Annotated in this window: 27 protein-coding genes; 23 read left to right on the top strand and 4 right to left on the bottom strand. The window is 45.9% G+C overall.

The annotated features are described in order from the left end of the window. Positions 1-34 precede the first annotated feature (34 nt). The 5 genes from hfq to U9J37_RS09820 all read left to right on the top strand — a co-directional run bounded on the left by hfq (position 35) and on the right by U9J37_RS09820 (position 4,096). Positions 35-301, top strand: a complete 267-nt coding sequence (gene hfq / locus U9J37_RS09840; RefSeq protein ID WP_005476744.1) for an RNA chaperone Hfq — start codon at positions 35-37, stop codon at positions 299-301. Between the two features lie 44 nt (positions 302-345). Beyond that, positions 346-1,635 (top strand): ribosome rescue GTPase HflX, encoded by a 1,290-nt coding sequence (gene hflX, locus U9J37_RS09835; protein ID WP_005476746.1) that lies wholly within the window; start codon positions 346-348, stop codon positions 1,633-1,635. Positions 1,636-1,680: 45 nt separating this feature from the next. Next, positions 1,681-2,871 (top strand): FtsH protease activity modulator HflK, encoded by a 1,191-nt coding sequence (gene hflK / locus U9J37_RS09830; protein ID WP_322413808.1) that lies wholly within the window; start codon positions 1,681-1,683, stop codon positions 2,869-2,871. A gap of 2 nt (positions 2,872-2,873) precedes the next feature. Next, positions 2,874-3,848 carry a protease modulator HflC gene (gene hflC / locus U9J37_RS09825; RefSeq protein WP_038141563.1) on the top strand — a complete coding sequence of 325 codons (975 nt, stop codon included), beginning with the start codon at positions 2,874-2,876 and terminating at the stop codon, positions 3,846-3,848. A gap of 62 nt (positions 3,849-3,910) precedes the next feature. Next, the gene (locus U9J37_RS09820; RefSeq protein WP_005476758.1) at positions 3,911-4,096 is read left to right on the top strand and encodes a DUF2065 domain-containing protein; all 186 of its coding nucleotides are present in this window, start codon (positions 3,911-3,913) and stop codon (positions 4,094-4,096) included. Positions 4,097-4,102: 6 nt separating this feature from the next. Here U9J37_RS09820 and U9J37_RS09815 read toward each other — a convergent pair whose 3' ends face one another. Further along, positions 4,103-4,330, bottom strand: coding sequence for a SlyX family protein (locus U9J37_RS09815; RefSeq protein ID WP_005476762.1), 228 nt, complete (start codon positions 4,328-4,330; stop codon positions 4,103-4,105). A 2-nt stretch (positions 4,331-4,332) separates the two neighbouring features. Next, positions 4,333-5,313, bottom strand: a complete 981-nt coding sequence (locus U9J37_RS09810) for a WD40 repeat domain-containing protein (protein ID WP_005476752.1) — start codon at positions 5,311-5,313, stop codon at positions 4,333-4,335. A 131-nt stretch (positions 5,314-5,444) separates the two neighbouring features. Here U9J37_RS09810 and fkpA point away from each other — a divergent pair, with 131 nt between their 5' ends. The 15 genes from fkpA to rplI all read left to right on the top strand — a co-directional run bounded on the left by fkpA (position 5,445) and on the right by rplI (position 15,565). Then, positions 5,445-6,233: an FKBP-type peptidyl-prolyl cis-trans isomerase gene (gene fkpA, locus U9J37_RS09805; protein WP_005476763.1), complete on the top strand. Its 789-nt coding sequence runs from the start codon at positions 5,445-5,447 to the stop codon at positions 6,231-6,233. Between the two features lie 183 nt (positions 6,234-6,416). Further along, positions 6,417-7,139 (top strand): helix-turn-helix transcriptional regulator, encoded by a 723-nt coding sequence (locus U9J37_RS09800; RefSeq protein ID WP_038141572.1) that lies wholly within the window; start codon positions 6,417-6,419, stop codon positions 7,137-7,139. Next, positions 7,136-7,531 carry a sulfurtransferase complex subunit TusD gene (tusD, locus tag U9J37_RS09795; protein ID WP_005476755.1) on the top strand — a complete coding sequence of 132 codons (396 nt, stop codon included), beginning with the start codon at positions 7,136-7,138 and terminating at the stop codon, positions 7,529-7,531. Before U9J37_RS09800 ends, tusD begins: the two co-directional genes overlap by 4 nt. Then, the gene (gene tusC, locus U9J37_RS09790; protein WP_038192846.1) at positions 7,528-7,884 is read left to right on the top strand and encodes a sulfurtransferase complex subunit TusC; all 357 of its coding nucleotides are present in this window, start codon (positions 7,528-7,530) and stop codon (positions 7,882-7,884) included. The genes tusD and tusC overlap by 4 nt, the downstream gene beginning before the upstream one ends. Before the next feature lie 9 nt (positions 7,885-7,893). Then, entirely contained in the window at positions 7,894-8,169 is a 276-nt protein-coding gene (gene tusB, locus U9J37_RS09785) for a sulfurtransferase complex subunit TusB (protein WP_038141583.1), read from the top strand. Positions 8,170-8,345: 176 nt separating this feature from the next. Further along, positions 8,346-8,720 carry a 30S ribosomal protein S12 gene (rpsL, locus tag U9J37_RS09780; protein ID WP_322413807.1) on the top strand — a complete coding sequence of 125 codons (375 nt, stop codon included), beginning with the start codon at positions 8,346-8,348 and terminating at the stop codon, positions 8,718-8,720. Between the two features lie 100 nt (positions 8,721-8,820). Continuing rightward, a complete protein-coding gene (gene rpsG, locus U9J37_RS09775) occupies positions 8,821-9,291 on the top strand; it encodes a 30S ribosomal protein S7 (protein ID WP_004415829.1) in 471 nt (156 codons plus the stop codon). Between the two features lie 156 nt (positions 9,292-9,447). After that, positions 9,448-11,547 carry an elongation factor G gene (gene fusA, locus U9J37_RS09770; protein ID WP_038141586.1) on the top strand — a complete coding sequence of 700 codons (2,100 nt, stop codon included), beginning with the start codon at positions 9,448-9,450 and terminating at the stop codon, positions 11,545-11,547. A 154-nt stretch (positions 11,548-11,701) separates the two neighbouring features. Next, positions 11,702-12,886, top strand: coding sequence for an elongation factor Tu (gene tuf / locus U9J37_RS09765; RefSeq protein WP_322413806.1), 1,185 nt, complete (start codon positions 11,702-11,704; stop codon positions 12,884-12,886). A gap of 307 nt (positions 12,887-13,193) precedes the next feature. Next, complete coding sequence (locus tag U9J37_RS09760; RefSeq protein ID WP_005472761.1) at positions 13,194-13,382, top strand: (2Fe-2S)-binding protein; 189 nt, start codon at positions 13,194-13,196, stop codon at positions 13,380-13,382. 81 nt (positions 13,383-13,463) lie between these two features. Beyond that, positions 13,464-13,940 (top strand): bacterioferritin, encoded by a 477-nt coding sequence (gene bfr / locus U9J37_RS09755; protein ID WP_038140490.1) that lies wholly within the window; start codon positions 13,464-13,466, stop codon positions 13,938-13,940. Positions 13,941-14,145: 205 nt separating this feature from the next. After that, a complete protein-coding gene (rpsF, locus tag U9J37_RS09750; protein WP_005472655.1) occupies positions 14,146-14,526 on the top strand; it encodes a 30S ribosomal protein S6 in 381 nt (126 codons plus the stop codon). Positions 14,527-14,534: 8 nt separating this feature from the next. Beyond that, positions 14,535-14,837 carry a primosomal replication protein N gene (gene priB / locus U9J37_RS09745; RefSeq protein ID WP_008073614.1) on the top strand — a complete coding sequence of 101 codons (303 nt, stop codon included), beginning with the start codon at positions 14,535-14,537 and terminating at the stop codon, positions 14,835-14,837. Positions 14,838-14,853: 16 nt separating this feature from the next. Further along, complete coding sequence (gene rpsR / locus U9J37_RS09740) at positions 14,854-15,081, top strand: 30S ribosomal protein S18 (RefSeq protein ID WP_000090472.1); 228 nt, start codon at positions 14,854-14,856, stop codon at positions 15,079-15,081. Positions 15,082-15,112: 31 nt separating this feature from the next. Further along, positions 15,113-15,565 (top strand): 50S ribosomal protein L9, encoded by a 453-nt coding sequence (rplI, locus tag U9J37_RS09735; RefSeq protein ID WP_005472678.1) that lies wholly within the window; start codon positions 15,113-15,115, stop codon positions 15,563-15,565. A gap of 69 nt (positions 15,566-15,634) precedes the next feature. On the opposite strand, the gene U9J37_RS09730 is transcribed toward rplI, so the two are convergent. Beyond that, positions 15,635-16,402 (bottom strand): DUF481 domain-containing protein, encoded by a 768-nt coding sequence (locus U9J37_RS09730; RefSeq protein ID WP_038216350.1) that lies wholly within the window; start codon positions 16,400-16,402, stop codon positions 15,635-15,637. 172 nt (positions 16,403-16,574) lie between these two features. Here U9J37_RS09730 and U9J37_RS09725 point away from each other — a divergent pair, with 172 nt between their 5' ends. Both U9J37_RS09725 and alr read left to right on the top strand, forming a co-directional pair. Next, on the top strand, positions 16,575-17,987 hold the full coding sequence (locus U9J37_RS09725) for a replicative DNA helicase (protein WP_005472719.1): 1,413 nt from the start codon (positions 16,575-16,577) through the stop codon (positions 17,985-17,987). A 13-nt stretch (positions 17,988-18,000) separates the two neighbouring features. Then, on the top strand, positions 18,001-19,077 hold the full coding sequence (gene alr / locus U9J37_RS09720; protein WP_322414051.1) for an alanine racemase: 1,077 nt from the start codon (positions 18,001-18,003) through the stop codon (positions 19,075-19,077). A gap of 52 nt (positions 19,078-19,129) precedes the next feature. Here alr and U9J37_RS09715 read toward each other — a convergent pair whose 3' ends face one another. Then, on the bottom strand, positions 19,130-19,555 hold the full coding sequence (locus tag U9J37_RS09715; RefSeq protein WP_005472716.1) for a secondary thiamine-phosphate synthase enzyme YjbQ: 426 nt from the start codon (positions 19,553-19,555) through the stop codon (positions 19,130-19,132). A 294-nt stretch (positions 19,556-19,849) separates the two neighbouring features. Here U9J37_RS09715 and pgi point away from each other — a divergent pair, with 294 nt between their 5' ends. Then, on the top strand, positions 19,850-21,502 hold the full coding sequence (gene pgi, locus U9J37_RS09710) for a glucose-6-phosphate isomerase (RefSeq protein WP_005472734.1): 1,653 nt from the start codon (positions 19,850-19,852) through the stop codon (positions 21,500-21,502). Positions 21,503-21,691: the final 189 nt, after the last annotated feature.

Here is a 21,691-nt window from a genome sequence, read left to right as displayed (position 1 = left end):
AACTAAAACAAAATTACAAAATAAGGAAAATAAAATGGCTAAGGGGCAATCTCTACAAGACCCATTCTTAAATGCATTACGTCGTGAACGTATTCCAGTGTCTATCTACCTTGTAAACGGAATTAAACTACAAGGTCAGATCGAGTCTTTCGACCAATTTGTTATCTTGCTGAAAAACACAGTAAACCAAATGGTATACAAGCACGCAATTTCTACTGTGGTACCTGCTCGTCCAGTGAGCCACCACAGCGGTGACCGTCCACAAGGCGGCGAGCGTCAGCAAGAGAAGTCAGAAGATTAATATCCTGACTGCTAATTCGAGCATTATTTTAAGGAGTTGATTGCTTGTTTGACCGTTATGAAGCCGGTGAGCGAGCCGTACTTGTTCATATCAACTTTACGCAAGAAGGGGAGTGGGAAGATCTCAGCGAGTTTGAAATGCTGGTCTCTTCAGCTGGAGTTTCTTCGTTACAAGTCGTAACCGGAAGCCGCCAGTCACCACACCCTAAATACTATGTCGGAGAGGGTAAAGCTCAGGAAATTGCACAAGCTGTGCAGTTAGCTGGCGCTGATATTGTGATTTTTAATCACGCCCTCTCTCCTGCCCAAGAACGTAACCTAGAAGCGTTGTGTAAATGTCGAGTGTTGGACCGAACGGGTCTTATTCTGGATATTTTTGCTCAGCGTGCCCGAACTCACGAAGGTAAGCTACAGGTCGAATTGGCCCAGCTTCGCCATATCTCTACTCGACTGATTCGTGGTTGGACTCACCTAGAGAGACAAAAAGGTGGTATCGGTTTACGTGGCCCAGGTGAAACTCAGCTAGAAACTGACCGACGTTTATTGCGTGTACGTATCAAAACGATATTACGCCGTTTAGAAAAAGTCGCTAAGCAGCGTGAACAAGGTCGCCGTGCTAGAAGTCGAGCGGAAATCCCAACCGTCTCCCTAGTTGGTTATACCAACGCAGGGAAATCAACACTGTTCAACCGAATTACCGAAGCGGGTGTTTACGCTGCGGATCAATTGTTTGCTACTTTGGACCCAACTTTACGTAAGATCGAGTTATCAGACGTTGGTCCTGCTATTTTGGCGGACACGGTAGGGTTTATTCGTCACCTACCACACGATCTGGTAGCGGCGTTCAAAGCAACGCTACAAGAAACGCAAGAAGCTGACATTTTGTTACATGTTGTCGATGCCAGTGATGAGCGTTTTCGTGAGAATATTCAGGCTGTTCATGATGTTCTTGAAGAAATTGAAGCGAATGAAATCCCCGCTTTGATTGTCATGAACAAGATCGATAACCTCGATGGTCAAAACCCAAGAATTGAGCGTGACGACGAAGGCGTTGTGCAAACGGTTTGGGTTTCAGCAATGGAAGGTAAAGGCATTGAACTCTTATTTGAGGCATTAACCGAGCGGTTAGCCAGTCAAATGGTTCAGTACCAAATGCGAATTCCGCCACAACATCAAGGCAGACTTCGTAGTACATTCTTCCAGATGAAGTGTATTCAACATGAAGAATATGACCAAGACGGTAACTTGTTGATTGATGTTCGAATGCAGCAAGTAGATTGGTCTAGACTTGAAAAAAGAGAAGAGGCAGTTTTACGTGACTTTATAGTTACTTAAATGACTGCTACAGTATAACGTCATATCAAATGATGGAGCTTTCTAATGGCGTGGAATGAGCCTGGTAATAACAACGGCAACAACGGCCGCGATAATGACCCATGGGGTAATAACAATCGTGGTAACAAAGGTGGCCGTGATCAAGGACCGCCAGACTTGGACGAAGTATTTAATAAACTGAGTCAGAAACTGGGTGGAAAGTTTGGTGGAAAAGGCGGCAACGGCCCTTCTATTGGCGGTGGTGGTAGCGCTCTAGGTTTAGGCGTTATTGCAGCAATCGCAATAGCAATTTGGGTCTTTGCTGGTTTTTACACTATCGGTGAAGCTGAACGTGGCGTAGTGTTGCGCCTCGGTAAATACGACCGTGTGGTCGATCCAGGTCTAAACTGGCGTCCTCGCTTCATTGATGAAGTGACACCGGTTAACGTTCAGGCGATTCGCTCACTGCGTTCATCAGGTCTAATGCTGACTAAAGATGAAAACGTAGTGACGGTTGCGATGGATGTTCAGTACCGTGTTGCGGATCCATACAAGTATCTATTCCGCGTAACAAACGCAGATGACAGCTTACGTCAAGCTACCGACTCTGCGCTCCGTGCTGTAATCGGTGACTCGCTGATGGATAGCATCCTGACAATGGGTCGTCAGCAAATTCGTCAAAGCACTCAGGAAACTCTAAATGAGATCGTAGACAGCTACGATATGGGTGTAGTCATTGTCGATGTCAACTTCCAATCAGCGCGTCCGCCTGAGCAAGTTAAAGACGCTTTCGATGATGCAATTGCGGCTCGTGAGGATGAAGAGCGTTTTGAGCGTGAAGCAGAAGCATACCGAAACGATATTCTTCCAAAAGCGACAGGTCGAGCTGAGCGTTTGAAGAAAGAAGCATTGGGTTACTCTGAGCGCGTTGTAAACGAAGCGCTTGGTCAAGTAGCACAGTTTGAGAAGCTACTTCCTGAATACCAAGCTGCACCTGAAGTTACTCGTAACCGTCTATACCTAGACACGATGGAAGAAGTTTACAGCAACACCTCTAAGGTTCTGATTGATTCTGAATCTAGCGGCAATCTGCTTTACTTACCAATCGACAAGTTAGCGGGTGAAGGTAACACTCCAACCAAACGTAGCACGAAGTCGTCTTCAGCTTATGACCAGATTGAGCTAGAAACTCAGTCAACTGAAACCACTTCAGACTCGCAATCTCGTTCAACTGGTTCACGTCAAGGGAGATATTAAGAATGCGTAAGTTAATGATCCCTGTATTGGTCGTTACTATTGTTCTACTGCTAATGTCAGTATTTGTCATTCAAGAAGGCGAGCGTGGATTGGTAATTCGATTTGGTCGTGTTCTTGATGACAACGGTGTGTCTAAGATTTACGAACCAGGTCTGCATTTCAAGATGCCGCTGTTCGACAGAGTGAAAACATTGGACGCGCGTATCCAAACAATGGATGGCCGTTCTGACCGTTTCGTGACATCTGAGAAAAAAGACGTACTGATCGATACTTACGTCAAATGGCGTATCTCTGATTTCGGTCGCTACTACCTAACAACAGGTGGTGGTAATGCCTTGACAGCAGAAGCGTTACTTGAACGTAAAGTAACAGACGTGCTGCGTTCTGAAATCGGTGCACGTGAGATTAAGCAGATTGTTTCCGGTCCGCGCAACAAAGACGTTTTGCCTGATAGCGACAGTGAAGAAGTAACAACCGAAGCGGCTCTTGAAGCGTTAGAAGTTGACGGTGAACGTGACCAAATTATGGAAAACGTTCTGGTCGGTACAACGGACAGTGCGATGAAAGATTTGGGTGTCGAGATTGTTGATTTCCGTATGAAGAAAATCAACCTACCTGATGAAATCAGTGAGTCTATCTATCGCCGTATGAGAGCTGAGCGTGAGTCTGTTGCTCGTCGCCACCGTTCTCAAGGTCGTGAAAAAGCAGAAGTTATCCGTGCACAAGCTGATCTAGAAGTGGCAACTGTTCTAGCAGAAGCGGACAAGACTGCGCGCGTAACACGAGGTGAAGCGGATGCGAAATCCGCGAAAATCTACTCGGATGCTTACAACAAAGACCCAGAGTTCTTTAGCTTTATGCGTTCTCTAAAAGCATACGAGAAATCGTTCAGCAACAAGAGTGACATTCTTGTATTGGATCCGAAGAGTGACTTCTTCCAGTACATGAATAACGCAGCTGGTGCAGAAGCGAAGTAATTGAAATTAATATAGGTTAAAGGCTCCCATGTGGAGCCTTTATTTTTTGTTCTGAGGTAGTTATGTCGAATTCACTTTGGTTTGCATTAGGTTTGGTGCTTATCGTCGAAGGGTTAGGTCCTTTGATCGCTCCAAACGGTTGGCGCAATATGGTGGCAGAGCTCAGTCGCCAGCCTGATAATCAATTGCGCCGTATAGGCGGCTGCCTAGTGGTTGCTGGTGCAGTAATCGCGTATGTATTCGGCTAGAGGCGATCAATAGTGAGGAGGTGGCGTCTCTTCAGATTGGTCTGCAAGGTTGGATGAATCCATGTTTTTGACTTTGCCGACAACATACTTCATCTGATCTTGCATTTTGGTGATCAAAAGCTGCTGCTGACTCAATGCTTCGTTGAGCTCTTCGATTGTCTGCTCTTGAAACGCGAGTTGACACTCAAGGTCATTCACGCGATTTTCCAACTGTTCAACTCGCTTATCTGTCATTTCTAGTAGTCCACATTCCAAGCTTGGGCAATACCAGCCGAGGTTGCCGAAATAATACGACTTTGGCTGTCAAAGGCAGCATCATACACCACTGCGCGGGGAGGGCGAGTATCTTTTAATGGTTCTACGTCATAGCGGTCGATGCGTTTGCCAGTGAGGCTGTTCCAAACCATTAAACGCCCCGACGGAGTGCCTGTCGCGAGATATTGGCCGTCATCAGAAAAGCGGGCGGTGGAAAAGATTAACTGTCTTGAGAAGCTGCTCAGCTCCGACAGGGCTTTACCTGTTGTTAAGTCCCACACTATGGCTTGATTCCCTCCGTCTGAGGTAAAGGCATATTTACCATCTCTTTGCAGCGCGACGCGGTTTACGCGTTGTTCATGTTCAAACGTATGCAATATCTGTCCGGTATTGGTATCCCATAGGTAAGCCTTATAGTCATTTCCTCCTGATAGCGCAAAACGACCATTGGGTGAAAGGGAGACTGAATTGACTTTTTCATTGTGAGCGAGGAACTCTAATCGTCGTCCGGTGACTAAGTTGACGTAGATGGCTTTACCATTGGATAAACCAAGTAGTACTTGGTCACCATTACTTGCGATATCAACATCTCGAATTACGCCATCTGAAATTGACCAAAGCCCCTCAGCCTGAGTCCATGCAAGGTCCCAAACGGCAAAGTTGATTTGAGTGGCGGTGATCGCGAAGCGGCCATTGTCGGAAATGCGGATTCGGGAAACGGTGCTTGCTTGAGGGTCTTGTTCGCCTAATGAAGCCAATTGTTGGTTTTCAAAAAGATCCCATAGAACGAGTTGGTGCTCTTTTGAGTAAAGCAGGGCAAAGCGAGCATCACGACTCAATGCGAAGCTGGTGGTGCCTTTAAGTTCGATATCCCAACGTTGAACATCTTGGTTGGAGAAAAAGCAGCCATTTAACGTTGTGATGACAATCGTAATAAGTAGAGTGTTAAAAATTATTCGCATCAAGTCCAATTATCCACTTGGTTTACGTTTATTTCAGACGCATATTGGTTATATTGGTACAACATGCGAATGCACACCAGTCTTTCTTAAAGATTTGTGCACAAAGACAAAAGTCTCAATTGGAGAGTTCAATGAAATCAATTTTTAAAGTGTCACTGCTTGCTGCAACTGTTGCGCTAGCTGTTGGCTGCCAAAAAGAAGAAGAGCCAAAGACAAAAGCTGCTCCAGCAGTAGAGCAAGTTCAAGCAGAAGCAGGTAAAGCGGTTCACTTTAAAACCGAAGATGACAAAGCTGCTTACGCCATCGGTGTCTCTTTTGCTAACTACTTAAGCACTAGCTTAGACAAGCCAAGCGAGATTGGTATTACGCTGAACAAAGACTTGGTTCTTAAAGGCATTGAACATGTCTTTGAAGGCAAAGCAGAGCTAAACGAAGAAGAGACGCGTGCTGCGCTAGAATCTCTAGATAAGCGTGTTGCTGAAACGATGCAAAAGCAGGCCGCTGAGAAAGCAGAAGCGGCTAAAAAAGCGGGTGATGATTACCGCGCTGAATTTGAAAAACAAGACGGTGTTGTGAAGACAGACACGGGTTTGCTTTACCAAGTATTGACCGCAGCGGAAGGTGAACAACCGAAAGATACCGATACGGTACAAGTTCACTACAAAGGTACATTGATTGACGGTACTCAGTTTGACAGCTCTTACGACCGCGGCGAGCCAGCTACGTTCCCGCTAAACCGAGTGATTCCAGGCTGGACTGAAGGCGTTCAACTAATGCCAGTTGGCTCTAAGTTTAAGTTCGTCATTCCACCAGAGCTTGCTTACGGCCAGCAAGATACACCAACCATTCCAGCAAACTCAACGTTGGTATTTGAAGTTGAGTTGCTGAAAATCGATAACGGTGAAGAAGCGGTTCAATAACGGTTTCTAACATTCTCATTCTAAAGGCCTGGCATATGTCAGGCCTTTTTCTTTCTTTTGTGTGGCGAACAGCACTCATTTATTTGTCCTAAATCACTAGATAGTCTCTTAGCTAGGTGTGCTCTTCAAAATTTCTGATAAACTTACACCAATTTGTTGATTTTTCGCTCGAAGGCTTAAAAAGTGACAACTACAGAAACAGTAAATACGGATATGTTGCTCGAAATGGAATCTGTCAATGTGATGCCATTTAGTGAGCACGATAAAATTATTCTTCGATCGTATGAAGCGGTGGTCGATGGTATCGCGAGTCTGATTGGTCCATTTTGTGAAATTGTTCTTCACTCATTAGAAGACCTCAATACCTCCGCGATTAAGATTGCCAATGGTGAAAATACAGGTCGTCAGGTGGGCTCGCCGATCACTGATCTTGCGCTAAAAATGTTGCGAGACATAGAAGGCTCTGAGCGTAACTTTTCGCGTTCTTATTTCACACGTGCTAAAGGTGGCGTGTTGATGAAGTCGATCACGGTGGCGATTCGCAATGGCGAAAACCGAGTGATTGGTTTGCTTTGTATCAACGTCAACCTAGATGCGCCATTTTCTCAAGTTCTTCAATCGTTCATGCCTACCGAGGAAGCGAAACAAGCCGCCTCATCGGTTAACTTCGCAAGTGATGTTGAGGAGCTGGTGGATCAAACGGTTGAGAGAACCATTGAAGAGATCAATGCCGATAAATCAGTATCGAATAACACGAAAAATCGTCAGATCGTGATGGAGCTGTATGACAAAGGCATCTTCGATATTAAGGATGCCATCAACCGTGTTGCCGACCGCTTGAATATCTCCAAGCATACGGTGTATCTCTACATTCGTCAGCGTAAGACTGAGGATGAAGAGAGGTGAGCTCTTTGACTTACACGCTTGTTGTTAACGGTTCTGTTTATGGCAGCCAATCAGCGCGCACTGCTTATCAGTTTGCTAAAGCGTTAATTGAACAGGGACACACCTTGGTCAGTGTGTTTTTCTATCAAGATGGTGTGACAAATGGCACTGCTTTAGCCGTTCCAGCTAATGATGAATTTGATCTCACCAAAGCTTGGCTTACGTTGTCTCAGACGCATCAAGTAAGATTAGAAACCTGTGTCGCTGCGGCATTGCGTCGTGGTGTGATCAGTGAAGATGAGGCGCAGCAGCATGGTCTAGCGCAAAGCAACCTTGCAAAAGGGTTTGTTCAAGCTGGATTAGGCAGTTTGGCAGAGGCGATGTTAACTCAAGATAGAGTGGTGCAATTTTGAGTCAGTTAACTTACCTATTTCGTAGCGCTCCCCATGGCAGTTCGGCCGGAAGAGAGGGGATTGACGCTTTGCTTGCAGCTTCAGCTTATTGTGAAGACATCAGCGTGATCTTCATGGGTGACGGTGTATATCAACTTCTGCAAGGTCAGGCACCAGCTGATATCTTAAGTAAAGATTACGCACCGATGTTAAAGCTTTTTGATCTGTATGATATTGAACAAGTGTACGTCTGCGCAGATTCTCTTGCCAAGCGAGGCTTATCTCACGCAGATCTAATGATTGATGCGAAACCGCTATCTTTGACCTCTCTCAAAAGTCAGTTACAACTTGCTGGCAAGCTACTCTCATTTTAAGGGCGCGTTATGCTGCATATTATTAAATCGGTTCAAGCTTTGAATGATGCCGTCAACGCTTGTAGCAAAGACGATGAACTGTTGCTGATTGAAGATGCGGTCTACGCAGCCAATCCTCAGCATCAGGCTTATCCGTTGTTAGATGGGCATTGTTGCTCAGTTCTAAAGCCAGACCTCGATGCCCGAGCAATGATAAATCGCGTCAGTGCGCAACTCGAAATTGTTGACTACAACGGCTTTGTGTCAATGACGGTCAAACACCCGCAATCCCTCACTTGGAATTGACCGCTCGAACGTCATCTTCACTTTACGGATAAAAAGTCCAACTGAACAAAAAAAGATCCGTATATTTCTTGACACACATCCCACTGCTGCATAGAATTTTGCGTCCCTAATTGCCATTGGTGATTAGGGATAGATTTTTCACAAAGCTTACTTTCAAGTAAATCAGGAGCTAGTTAATGGCAACTATTAACCAGTTGGTACGTAAGCCTCGTGCAAAGCAAGTTGTTAAAAGCAACGTGCCTGCACTAGAAGCGTGTCCACAAAAACGTGGTGTATGTACTCGTGTTTACACTACTACACCTAAAAAACCTAACTCGGCACTACGTAAAGTATGTCGTGTACGTCTAACAAACGGTTTCGAAGTAACTTCGTACATCGGTGGTGAAGGCCACAACCTTCAAGAGCACTCAGTTGTTCTAATCCGTGGCGGTCGTGTTAGAGACCTTCCGGGTGTACGTTACCACACAGTACGCGGTGCACTAGACTGTGCTGGCGTAAATGACCGTAAGCAAGGTCGTTCTAAGTACGGTGTGAAGCGTCCTAAGTCTTAATGGTATCCGTTAAGTAAGGCCAAACACTAAATTATTTTTAATTTTTTGAAAAAACTGAAAAGTTTTGGATAAAACCTGAAGAAGACAACGGAGAAAATCCATGCCACGTCGTCGCGTCATTGGTCAGCGTAAGATCCTTCCAGATCCAAAGTTCAAATCTGAACTGCTGGCAAAATTCGTTAACATCCTAATGGTTGACGGTAAGAAATCTACTGCAGAGAAAATCGTTTACACTGCACTAGATGCTATGGCTGAGAAATCTGGTAAAGATCACTTAGCTGTATTTGAAGAAGCTCTTGAAAATGTTCGCCCAGCGGTAGAGGTTAAATCTCGCCGTGTAGGCGGTTCAACTTACCAAGTTCCTGTAGAAGTTCGTCCGGTTCGCCGTAACGCACTTGCTATGCGTTGGTTGGTTGAAGCTGCGCGCAAGCGTGGTGAAAAATCTATGGCTCAACGCCTAGCTGCTGAAATGCTAGACGCGTCTGAGAACAAAGGTACTGCGGTTAAGAAACGTGAAGACGTTCACCGCATGGCTGACGCAAACAAAGCGTTCGCACATTACCGTTGGTAATACCTTTCTGTGCCGCAGGAATCCCTGCGGCGCTACTCTAGTTCCTATGCGCAAGCCTAGGAACTATTGCTATATCTAGGGGTAGGGAAAATTGCGTTGAGCAGTCCTAAAATTATCTAGAAATAGCAATAGTCCCTAATTCAAGAGGATTCAATCGTGGCTCGTAAAACACCTATTGAGCGCTACCGCAATATTGGTATCGTCGCTCACGTAGACGCAGGTAAGACAACCACAAGTGAACGTATTCTGTTCTACACTGGTCTTTCTCATAAAATCGGTGAAGTTCACGATGGCGCTGCTACCATGGACTGGATGGAGCAGGAGCAAGAGCGTGGTATCACAATCACCTCAGCTGCAACTACAACTTTCTGGCGTGGTATGGAAGCGCAATTCCAAGACCACCGCATCAACATCATCGACACCCCTGGACACGTAGATTTCACTATCGAAGTAGAGCGCTCACTGCGCGTACTTGATGGTGCGGTTGTTGTGTTCTGTGGTTCATCGGGTGTTGAACCTCAATCTGAAACTGTATGGCGTCAAGCTGACAAATATCATGTTCCACGTATGGTATTCGTCAACAAGATGGACCGTGCAGGTGCTGACTTCCTACGTGTTGTTGATCAAATCAAAAACCGTCTTGGTGCGAATCCTGTTCCTATTCAACTTAACGTTGGTGCGGAAGAGGACTTCAAAGGTGTTATCGACCTGATCAAGATGAAGATGATCAACTGGAATGAAGAAGACCAAGGTACAACCTTTACTTATGAAGATATCCCAGCAGATATGATGGAGCTTGCTGAAGAGTGGCGCAACAACCTAGTTGAGTCAGCAGCAGAAGCAACAGAAGAGCTGATGGATAAGTACCTTGAAGAAGGCGAACTGACTGAAGCAGAGATTAAACAAGCTCTACGTACTCGTACACTAAACAACGAAATCGTACTGGCCACTTGTGGTAGTGCGTTCAAAAACAAAGGTGTTCAAGCGGTACTAGATGCAGTTGTTGAATACTTGCCTTCACCAGTAGATGTTCCAGCGATCAAAGGTGTTGACGACAACGACAACGAAGTTGAGCGTCACGCAGATGACAACGAGCCGTTTGCAGCGCTTGCATTTAAGATCGCCACTGACCCATTCGTGGGCACGCTAACCTTTATGCGTGTTTACTCGGGTGTGGTTAACTCTGGCGATGCAGTTTACAACTCTGTTAAGCAGAAAAAAGAGCGTTTTGGTCGTATCGTACAGATGCACTCGAACAAGCGTGATGAAATTAAGGAAGTTCGCGCGGGCGATATTGCCGCAGCAATCGGCCTTAAAGATGTAACAACAGGTGATACACTTTGTGATGCTAACCACAAGGTTATTCTAGAGCGTATGGAATTCCCTGATCCGGTTATTCAGATCGCCGTTGAACCTCGCTCTGTTGCTGATCAAGAGAAGATGGGTATCGCACTAGGTAAACTAGCAGCTGAAGATCCATCTTTCCGTGTCGAAACGGACGACGAAACAGGTCAGACTCTGATCTCTGGTATGGGTGAGCTTCACCTAGATATCATCGTTGACCGCATGAAGCGCGAATTCAGCGTCGACTGTAACGTAGGTAAACCTCAGGTTGCTTACCGTGAAACTATCCGCGGCAGCGCGGAAGTGGAAGGTAAATTTGTTCGTCAATCTGGTGGTCGTGGTCAGTACGGTCACGTATGGATCAAACTGGAGCCTTCTGAACCTGGCGAAGGTTTTGTCTTTGTTGACGAAATTGTGGGTGGTGTGGTTCCTAAGGAATACATCAGCTCGGTATCGAAAGGTATCGAAGAGCAAATGAACAGTGGTGTTCTAGCGGGTTACCCGGTTCTAGATATTAAAGCAACGCTGTTTGATGGTTCTTACCACGATGTTGACTCTAACGAGATGGCGTTTAAAATCGCCGGCTCGATGGCATTCAAGAAAGGTGCACTTGAAGCGCAGCCTGTGCTTCTAGAACCTATGATGAATGTTGAAGTAACTACGCCTGAAGATTGGATGGGTGATGTTGTTGGTGACCTTAACCGTCGCCGCGGCATGATCGAAGGTATGGATGAAGGTGTGGCCGGTATTAAGATCGTCCGCGCACAAGTACCTCTATCTGAGATGTTTGGTTACGCAACTGATCTACGCTCTGCTACTCAAGGCCGTGCGTCTTACTCTATGGAGTTTAATGAGTACGCTGAAGTACCGAAAAACTTCGCAGAGAAAATCATTGCGGACCGTGGTTACTAATAAAACGTCTTGATCGAGAAAAAAGTCGAGCTTTTTTTTAAGATCAATACGTCCAAATATTGCGCTGACCGACGTTGGCGCATAAAATAGCAAATTCTGGCGCGTCGTGATCAATAACGTTCGCGGCGAATCATAACTAGGAAGGAACACGATCGTGTCTAAAGAAAAATTTGAACGTACTAAACCGCACGTTAACGTTGGTACTATCGGCCACGTTGACCACGGTAAAACAACTCTAACTGCTGCAATCTGTACTACTCTAGCTAAAGTGTACGGCGGTGAAGCGAAAGACTTCGCATCTATCGATAACGCTCCAGAAGAGCGTGAGCGCGGTATCACAATCGCTACTTCTCACGTAGAGTACGACACTCCATCACGTCACTACGCACACGTAGACTGTCCAGGACACGCTGACTATGTTAAAAACATGATCACAGGTGCTGCACAGATGGACGGTGGTATCCTAGTTGTTGCTGCGACAGATGGCCCAATGCCACAAACTCGTGAGCACATCCTACTAGGCCGTCAGGTTGGTATCCCATACATCATCGTATTCATGAACAAATGTGACATGGTTGATGATGAAGAGCTTCTAGAGCTAGTAGAAATGGAAGTTCGTGAACTTCTATCTGAGTACGACTTCCCAGGTGATGACCTACCAGTTATCCAAGGTTCTGCACTAGGCGCACTAAACGGCGAAGAGCAGTGGGAAGCTAAGATTGTAGAACTAGCAGAAGCGCTAGATTCATACATTCCAGAGCCAGAGCGTGCAATCGATCAGCCATTCCTAATGCCAATCGAAGACGTATTCTCAATCCAAGGTCGTGGTACAGTAGTTACTGGTCGTATCGAGCGCGGTATCCTAACTGTAGGTGACGAAGTAGAAATCGTAGGTATCAAAGAAACTACAACAACTACTTGTACTGGTGTTGAGATGTTCCGTAAGCTTCTAGACGAAGGTCGTGCGGGTGAGAACGTTGGTGCACTTCTACGTGGTACTAAGCGTGACGAAGTAGAGCGTGGTCAAGTACTAGCAGCTCCTAAGTCAATCAACCCACACACTAAGTTTGAGTCAGAAGTATACGTACTGTCTAAAGATGAAGGTGGTCGTCACACTCCATTCTTCAAAGGCTACCGTCCACAGTTCTACTTCCGTACAACTGACGTAACTGGTGACATCCAGCTACCAGAAGGCGTAGAAATGGTAATGCCAGGTGACAACGTTAAGATGACTGTTGAGCTAATCGCGCCAATCGCAATGGACGAAGGTCTACGTTTCGCGATCCGTGAAGGTGGCCGTACAGTAGGTGCTGGTGTTGTTGCTAAGATCTTCGACTAATTATTAGTTGAGTCTTGCAGCCTTCTTCTTTAGAAGAAAGCGCATCTGAAAAGGGAAGCTTAGGCTTCCCTTTTTGCATTTTGGTTATAAGGAATTTTCGTTTAGCTGTAACCGCTCGGTACTGTTTTAACTAAAAAATACAGGGAGTTGAACTTACTGTCTGCCATCCATCTCTTTTAACTAGAAGTGTTCACTCGATTTCGCTAAAACCGCTATAACCAATCGTTCTAGAAAGAGAATAAATACCACTGGTAATAATAATGATTCTTTTTTATATTTCTGCTGTAGATTTTATATAGGGTCCAGTATGTACGTTTGTTTGTGTCATGGTGTCTCGGACAAGAAAATTCGTAAGTTAGTGTCAGAGCAGGGAGTGACGGATATTAAGGGGATCAAAAAATGCACGGCATTGGGAACTCAGTGTGGTAAGTGCATTCGAATGGCGAAAGATATCATCAATGAATCAGCCGTTGTGCTGTACAAGCAGGCAAGCTAACCTGCGCAAAAAATAAGCTTTCTTTTTGACAGCTTCTCATTTGGAACTAGAGTTATAGGAGCCAAAGAGGAGGGCTTTGTCATGAAAGGCGATCCAATAATAATCCAACATCTCAATAAAGTGCTCGGTAACGAGCTCGTCGCAATAAACCAGTATTTTCTTCACGCCCGGATGTATAAAGATTGGGGCTTAAAACATCTTGCCGATAAAGAGTATCATGAGTCCATTGATGAGATGAAACACGCCGATCACTTGATTGAGCGCATCCTATTTTTGGAAGGTCTACCAAATCTACAAGACCTCGGTAAGTTGAGTATCGGAGAAGACACCAAAGAAATGCTCGAGTGTGACTTAAAACTTGAGATGGCGGCGATCCCTGATCTTAAAGATGCCATCGCGTATGCGGAAGACACACGTGATTATGTCTCTCGAGACCTGTTCCAAGAGATATTAGAAGATGAGGAAGAGCATGTAGATTGGCTTGAGACTCAGTTAGGGTTGATTGAGATGTCTGGTATTGAAAACTACCTACAAGCTCAATATGTCGATGAAGATTAAGCTCTGTCGCTCTCAAAATTGAATTCTATAGACAGCTACTTTACCAAAGTAGCTGTTTTTGTATCTCTTCACATTTTCCTTGCTTCAACTGCTTTCTTTCTGTACTATTCGCTCTCCTTAAACTCGGTCAATTATCTTTAGTTCCTTGCTTCCTCTGGATGACCGGGCCATTTGTGGAAGCTGAATAATCCGTAAGGAGCAACCAATGCGTCATTACGAAATCGTATTCATGGTGCACCCAGATCAAAGCGAGCAAGTTGCTGGCATGATCGAGCGTTACACTGGTTCAATCACTGAAGCTGGCGGTACTATCCACCGTCTAGAAGACTGGGGCCGTCGTCAACTGGCTTACCCAATCAACAAGCTTCACAAAGCTCACTACGTTCTAATGAACGTTGAAGCTGACCAAGCTGTAATCGATGAGCTAGAAACTGCTTTCCGTTTCAACGATGCAGTTCTACGTAACATGATCATGCGTACTAAAACAGCGATCACTGAGCAATCTATCATGCTTAAGCAGAAAGAAGAGCGTGCTCCTCGTCGCGAAGAGCGTGCTGAAGCTAAGCCAGAAGCAGCTGCTGAGTAATTTCTCTTATGACCAATCGAATGGAGCTGAGCGGCACCATTGCCAAACCGCCCATTCGAAGTAAAAGCCCTAGTGGTATTGAACACTGTCGATTTTGGTTAGAGCACCGCTCTACGGTTATCGAAGCTGATTTACCGAGACAAGTTTATTGTCGCATGCCGGTAGTTGTCAGCGGGCAAAGGTCACAAGCATTAACTCAGAATTTAGTACAAGGCAGTAGCATTAAGGTAGGGGGCTTTGTCGCTTACCAAACCGGCCGAAATGGTGTGGGAAAATTAGTGCTTCATGCCGACAACATTACTCAAATTTAAGATCAGGAGATAGCCCATGGCTCGTTTCTTCCGTCGTCGTAAATTCTGCCGTTTCACTGCAGAAGGCGTACAAGAGATTGATTACAAAGACGTAGCAACTCTTAAAAACTACATCACTGAAGCTGGTAAAATCGTACCTAGCCGTATCACTGGTACAAGCGCTAAGTACCAACGTCAACTAGCTCGCGCGATCAAGCGTTCTCGCTACCTAGCTCTACTACCGTACACTGACAAGCATCAGTAATCGGTTCGTTTTTAAAAAGAGGAATTAAACAATGCAAGTTATTCTACTTGATAAAATCGGCAAACTAGGTGCTCTAGGCGAAACTGTTAACGTTAAGTCTGGTTACGCTCGTAACTTCCTTATCCCTCAAGGTAAAGCAGTTATGGCTACTAAAGCTAACGTTGAAATGTTCGAAGCACGTCGTGCTGAACTAGAAGCGAAAGCAGCTGAGCAGCTATCTGCTGCAGAAGCACGCGCTGAAAAGATCAACGCTCTAGAAGCTGTTGTTCTAGCGTCTAAAGCTGGTGACGAAGGTAAACTATTCGGTTCTATCGGTACTCGCGACATCGCTGATGCAATCACTGCAGCTGGCGTTGAAGTTGTTAAGAGCGAAGTTCGTCTTCCAGAAGGCGCACTACGTAACACTGGTGAGTTCGAGATCAGCGTTCAACTTCACTCTGAAGTTTTCGCAACTGTTACTCTTCAAGTTGTTGCTGCTGAATAATTCAGTATCAAGACGTATGTTAAAAGCACCTTTCGAGGTGCTTTTTTTATATCTGTAGAAAGGTAAGTGTTAAAAAACAAATAGTAGATTAACCGAGAAGATGCTGTCGGCTTTTTCCAAACCGTCTGGTACCTTGTCATGGAACTGTCGCGAGTGTGACAGTTTAAGAGCGATATCTTCGGTTATGTTGTTGGTGACACTGATGTCACTGTCTGTACGGGTATTGCTTTTACCTGAGACTAGAGTCATTGATGCGTCAATACTCAAGTTGTCGAGTGCTTGCCAGCGTGTTGTTACTTTACCTCGGAAGATAGCTTCTTCGACAATTTCTGGGAAGATGATGTCGTCGTCATCTATTTCATCGAGATTGGGCTCTTGATATCGAAAACCTGGACCGAGTTCCATTTCGAGCACCCAGTGTTCGGTATTGGAAAACTGGTAACCGAGACCGCCAGATAGTGTGAAATCACGAAAGTAGGCACTATACAGAGAGTCTACCCCTTTGAAGCTGCCGTAAAGGTAAGTTTTTGCGCCTAGCTTATAGTCACTTTGTACCGTGTAGGTGGATTGGCGCTTGTCCTCTTCGCCATCTTTGTAGAGCAAATAGTATTTCCATTCACCACTGCTGCGATGTCGACCTGATATATAGTCCGCACCAAGGCGCGCATTCATCGAACGAGAATCTGAGTTCCCCGTATGCGATTGGTAGCCAAACTCTACTTCCGTATTCCATGGTGAAGGTACATCAATATCTGTGCTTCCCTGATCCTTTTCTGCTGCTGCGTAGCAGTGCGTCGCACTTAACAAGCCGACGGCAAGTAACCAATGCTTAGACACTAATGACCTCTTTGTGGATGAACTGAGTAACGGATAGTAAAGGGAATTTAGCCTGTATCCGTCAATGCTCGGTTAATTATCGATGAGAAGCCGATAAACTCTCTCTTGGCTACAGACAATAATTTCGATCTCGTTATAATGAGCGATCTAGAGAAAGTTGTAGAGCAATATCATGGCTGACCCAAGAACAGATAATCGAAATAAAAAATTCAGTGATGCACAGGTTGATGCTATCAAAGTACCACCACATTCATTGGAAGCAGAGCAGTCCGTTATTGGTGGTTTGTTATTGGACAATGAGCGTTGGGACACGGTTGCCGAGCGCGTGGTGGCCAAAGATTTCTATAGTCGCCCTCATCGACTGATTTTCGAGGCGGTAAAGTCCATTCTCGAAGAGAGCAAGCCTCTCGACTTGATTACCTTGTCAGAATTTTTAGAGCTTCGAGAGCAACTCGATGATGTGGGTGGTTTTGCTTACCTTGCTGATCTGGTGAAAAACACGCCAAGTGCGGCAAACATCAATGCCTATGCCGACATTGTTGCTGAGCGTGCCTTGGTACGTGATTTGATTGGTGTAGCAAATGAAATTGCGGACGCAGGTTATGACCCACAGGGCCGTTCTTCAGAAGACTTACTTGATCTTGCTGAAAGCAAAGTATTTGCCATCGCTGAGTCGCGAACCAACGAAAACGAAGGTCCGCAAAATGTTGACAATATCCTAGAGAAGACGCTTGAGCGTATCGAACTGCTGTACAAAACGCCGCAAGATGGTGTGACAGGTGTCGATACGGGCTTTACTGATCTGAATAAGAAAACCGCGGGCTTACAAGGGTCTGATCTGGTGATCGTCGCGGCGCGTCCATCGATGGGTAAAACGACCTTTGCGATGAACTTGTGTGAAAATGCGGCAATGTCACAAGACAAGCCTGTGCTGATTTTCTCGCTAGAGATGCCATCTGAACAGATCATGATGCGTATGCTGGCATCGCTTTCACGTGTTGATCAAACCAAAATTCGAACCGGTCAGCTTGATGATGAAGATTGGGCTCGTATTTCTTCGACCATGGGGATTCTCATGCAGAAGAAGAACATGTATATCGATGATAGCTCGGGTCTGACGCCGACTGAAGTGCGCTCTCGTGCTCGTCGTATAGCCAGAGAGCACGGCGGCCTATCTATGATCATGGTCGACTACCTTCAGCTCATGCGTGTACCTGCACTTTCTGACAACCGTACCCTTGAGATTGCGGAGATTTCGCGCTCTCTAAAAGCACTGGCCAAAGAGTTGAATGTGCCAGTGGTTGCGCTATCTCAGCTTAACCGTTCCCTAGAGCAACGTGCCGATAAGCGTCCAGTGAACTCAGATTTACGTGAATCAGGCTCTATTGAGCAGGATGCCGACTTGATTATGTTCATCTACCGCGATGAAGTGTACAACCCAGACAGCTCAATGAAAGGTACGGCGGAAATCATTCTTGGTAAACAGCGTAACGGTCCTATCGGCTCTGTACGTTTGACCTTCCAAGGTCAATGGTCTCGTTTTGACAACTACGCAGGCCCTGCGTTTGACATGGATGATGAATAACAGCATGAGTTACATGAAAGCGGCGACGGCTTACATTGACCTAAGCGCTCTACAACACAATGTCGAGCAGATTAAACAGCAGGCGCCAAACAGCAAGGTAATGGCGGTGGTTAAAGCCAACAGCTATGGTCATGGATTACGTCACATTGCCAAAAATGCCACTGGTGCGGATGCATTTGGTGTCGCGCGTATCGAAGAGGCATTGCAACTGCGAGCGTGTGGCGTGGTTAAGCCGATTCTACTGCTCGAGGGTTTTTACTCTCCGGGTGACTTGCCTGTTTTAGTGACCAACAACATCCAAACGGTGGTTCACTGTGAGGAGCAGTTGGTCGCTTTAGAGCAAGCAGAGCTAGAAACGCCAGTGGTAGTGTGGTTGAAGATTGATAGTGGGATGCATCGTTTAGGCGTGCGCCCAGAGCAATATGATGACTTTGTATCGCGACTCAAGACTTGCAGCAACGTGGCTAAACCGCTGCGTTACATGAGTCATTTTGGCTGTGCCGATGAGCTGGACAAAGACACGACACATCAACAAACCGAGCTGTTTCTCAAGTTGACGCAAGGGTGTGAAGGTGAGCGCTCATTAGCAGCCTCTGCGGGTTTGCTAGCTTGGCCGGAGAGTCAACTTGAATGGGTTAGACCCGGCATTATTATGTATGGAGTGTCACCGTTTAATGATAAACATGCCCAGCAGTTGGGCTATCAACCTGTGATGACGCTTAAATCGCACCTGATTGCAGTACGTGATGTGAAAGCCGGTGAGAGTGTCGGTTATGGTGGCAAGTGGACCAGTGAGCGTGACACAAAGGTTGGTGTTATTGCCATTGGCTACGGTGACGGCTATCCACGCACCGCGCCGAATGGAACTCCGGTTCGAGTCAATGGCCGAGAGGTGCCGATAGCAGGGCGCGTCTCGATGGATATGTTGACCGTCGACCTTGGCCCAGAAGCCACAGATCACGTGGGTGATGAGGCAATCTTATGGGGGAAAGACCTCCCTGCAGAGCAAGTCGCAGCGCACATCGGGACCATCGCGTATGAACTGGTGACGAAGCTGACATCTCGTGTAGAGATGGAATACTCTCGCTAGTTGGAACTCGAGCCTTTACCCCTTATCTAAACGGAGCCTTGTGGCTCCGTTTCTATTTTAACTCGCCTTGTAATGTGGCGATCACGTTGCGGTTGCCACCGTAGTCTCGATGCTCACCCAAATAGATTCCTTGCCAAGTGCCTAGAGCGAGTCGACCGTTGCTGATAGGAATCGTCACACTACAGCCAATCGTCGAGGCTTTGATGTGCGCGGGCATGTCGTCATCCCCTTCATAGGTGTGCTGATAATAAGGCGCACGCTCAGGGACAAACTTATTAAAGTGTTTTTCCATATCGTGTCTTACCGTTGGGTCTGCGTTTTCATTGATGGTCAGACTGGCAGACGTGTGTTGGATGAAGAGCTGTAATAATCCGACAGAATAGTCAGCAATTTGAGGTAATTGTTGTTCAATTTCATCGGTAATGAGATGAAAGCCTCGTGAGCGGGCGCGGAGGCGTAAGACATTTTGCTGCCACATAACAGAGCCTGTAATCGATATTTCGTTAACCAGACGTTAAGCTTAACCTAGCTTGATGGTAATATCCTAAAGCGGGTAACAGATTTGTTTAAATTTGACTCAGGGAACGTGACCTAACTCAATGTGAGTGAGAGTCGGCTGGGTCATAATGCTGGCCTGAAAAAAAATTACAAAGTCTTGTTTTGTGGCAATTTGCCCTAACATACCTAATATTATTATTTTGCTTAATCGGGGATTCCTCAGTTTTCGCTAGACTGTATGGAATAGAACCTACTGAACATCGGGATCGTAACCATGTTGAAAAATATCAACCCAACACAAACACAAGCTTGGAAAGCGCTAACCGCGCATTTTGAATCTGCACAAGATATGGATCTGAAAGCACTTTTCGCACAAGATTCAGCTCGTTTTGACAAATTCTCTGCTCGTTTTGGCAGTGATATTCTCGTTGATTACTCTAAGAACCTAATCAATGAAGAAACCATGCAGCATCTTTTCGCTTTAGCTAACGAGACTGAGCTAAAGTCAGCTATTGAAGCGATGTTCAGTGGTGAGGCGATCAACAAGACAGAAGATCGCGCCGTACTTCACACCGCACTTCGCAACCGTAGCAACAAGCCTGTGATGGTTGATGGCGAAGACGTAATGCCAGCGGTGAATGCTGTACTAGAGAAAATGAAATCGTTCACTGAGCGCGTAATTGGCGGCGAGTGGAAAGGTTACACTGGCAAAGCAATCACTGACATCGTCAACATCGGTATCGGTGGTTCTGACCTTGGTCCTTATATGGTCACTGAAGCGCTAGCACCATACAAAAACCACCTAAACCTACACTTCGTGTCTAACGTTGATGGCACGCACATCGTTGAAACACTGAAGAAAGTAAACCCAGAAACAACGCTATTCCTAGTGGCGTCTAAGACGTTTACCACACAAGAAACCATGACTAATGCCCACAGCGCACGTGATTGGTTCCTAGCGTCAGCTGGCGATGAAGCGCACGTTGCTAAGCATTTCGCTGCACTTTCTACTAACGCTCCTGCAGTATCTGAGTTTGGTATCGATACAGACAACATGTTTGAGTTCTGGGATTGGGTTGGCGGTCGTTACTCGCTATGGTCAGCAATCGGTCTTTCAATTGCGCTTTCTGTAGGCTACGACAACTTCATCGAGCTACTAGACGGTGCACACGAAATGGACAACCACTTTGCGTCTACTGAGTTAGAAAGCAACATCCCGGTAATCCTTGCGCTTGTTGGCCTATGGTACAACAACTTCCATGGCGCGGAATCTGAAGCGATCCTGCCTTACGACCAGTACATGCACCGCTTTGCAGCTTACTTCCAGCAAGGCAACATGGAATCAAACGGTAAGTACGTTGACCGTGACGGCAACGCTGTGACTTACCAAACTGGGCCAATCATTTGGGGTGAGCCGGGCACAAATGGCCAGCACGCGTTCTACCAGCTGATTCACCAAGGTACTAAGCTGATTCCATGTGACTTTATTGCGCCAGCGCTAAGCCACAACCCAGCGGGTGATCATCATCAGAAGCTGATGTCTAACTTCTTTGCTCAAACAGAAGCATTGGCATTCGGTAAAGATGAAGCGACAGTGAAAGCGGAATTTGCTAAAGCAGGCAAGAGTGAAGAAGAAGCGGCGACACTTGCACCATTCAAAGTATTTGAAGGTAACCGCCCAACTAACTCAATCCTAGTTAAGCAAATTACGCCACGTACACTAGGTAACCTAATCGCAATGTACGAGCACAAGATCTTCGTTCAAGGTGTGATTTGGAATATCTTCAGCTTTGACCAATGGGGTGTTGAGCTAGGCAAACAGCTAGCTAACCAAATCCTACCTGAGCTTGCGGATGAGTCTGAAATCAGCTCACACGACAGTTCTACGAATGGTTTGATTAACGCATTTAAAGCGTTCAAAGCTTAAATTTCTCGGTGAGATGAAACGGTAACTGGTATAAATCCAAGGTATATCAGCGGCTTGATTCACAGATAGCCGCTGTATTCACAAGGCAGGATTTATTGGTCGCTTTGCTTCATTAATTCTCACTTAGAAAATAGATCGACAAGCGCCAACCGAAGGGTTGGCGCTTTTTATTGGGAGATGGATCTAACG

It is taken from the genome of Vibrio sp. 16 (genome assembly GCF_963681195.1).
GTDB lineage: Bacteria > Pseudomonadota > Gammaproteobacteria > Enterobacterales > Vibrionaceae > Vibrio > Vibrio sinaloensis_D.
This window is presented reverse-complemented; position numbering and strand designations above follow the sequence as displayed.

Coding starts and splice junctions, on each gene's coding strand:
- hfq (WP_005476744.1), top strand. CDS start 35: ATGGCTAAGGGGCAATCTCTACAAGACCCATTCTTAAATGCATTACGT.
- hflK (WP_322413808.1), top strand. CDS start 1,681: ATGGCGTGGAATGAGCCTGGTAATAACAACGGCAACAACGGCCGCGAT.
- hflC (WP_038141563.1), top strand. CDS start 2,874: ATGCGTAAGTTAATGATCCCTGTATTGGTCGTTACTATTGTTCTACTG.
- U9J37_RS09820 (WP_005476758.1), top strand. CDS start 3,911: ATGTCGAATTCACTTTGGTTTGCATTAGGTTTGGTGCTTATCGTCGAA.
- U9J37_RS09815 (WP_005476762.1), bottom strand. CDS start 4,330: ATGACAGATAAGCGAGTTGAACAGTTGGAAAATCGCGTGAATGACCTT.
- U9J37_RS09810 (WP_005476752.1), bottom strand. CDS start 5,313: ATGCGAATAATTTTTAACACTCTACTTATTACGATTGTCATCACAACG.
- fkpA (WP_005476763.1), top strand. CDS start 5,445: ATGAAATCAATTTTTAAAGTGTCACTGCTTGCTGCAACTGTTGCGCTA.
- tusB (WP_038141583.1), top strand. CDS start 7,894: ATGCTGCATATTATTAAATCGGTTCAAGCTTTGAATGATGCCGTCAAC.
- rpsL (WP_322413807.1), top strand. CDS start 8,346: ATGGCAACTATTAACCAGTTGGTACGTAAGCCTCGTGCAAAGCAAGTT.
- rpsG (WP_004415829.1), top strand. CDS start 8,821: ATGCCACGTCGTCGCGTCATTGGTCAGCGTAAGATCCTTCCAGATCCA.
- U9J37_RS09760 (WP_005472761.1), top strand. CDS start 13,194: ATGTACGTTTGTTTGTGTCATGGTGTCTCGGACAAGAAAATTCGTAAG.
- bfr (WP_038140490.1), top strand. CDS start 13,464: ATGAAAGGCGATCCAATAATAATCCAACATCTCAATAAAGTGCTCGGT.
- rpsF (WP_005472655.1), top strand. CDS start 14,146: ATGCGTCATTACGAAATCGTATTCATGGTGCACCCAGATCAAAGCGAG.
- priB (WP_008073614.1), top strand. CDS start 14,535: ATGACCAATCGAATGGAGCTGAGCGGCACCATTGCCAAACCGCCCATT.
- rpsR (WP_000090472.1), top strand. CDS start 14,854: ATGGCTCGTTTCTTCCGTCGTCGTAAATTCTGCCGTTTCACTGCAGAA.
- rplI (WP_005472678.1), top strand. CDS start 15,113: ATGCAAGTTATTCTACTTGATAAAATCGGCAAACTAGGTGCTCTAGGC.
- U9J37_RS09725 (WP_005472719.1), top strand. CDS start 16,575: ATGGCTGACCCAAGAACAGATAATCGAAATAAAAAATTCAGTGATGCA.
- alr (WP_322414051.1), top strand. CDS start 18,001: ATGAAAGCGGCGACGGCTTACATTGACCTAAGCGCTCTACAACACAAT.
- U9J37_RS09715 (WP_005472716.1), bottom strand. CDS start 19,555: ATGTGGCAGCAAAATGTCTTACGCCTCCGCGCCCGCTCACGAGGCTTT.
- pgi (WP_005472734.1), top strand. CDS start 19,850: ATGTTGAAAAATATCAACCCAACACAAACACAAGCTTGGAAAGCGCTA.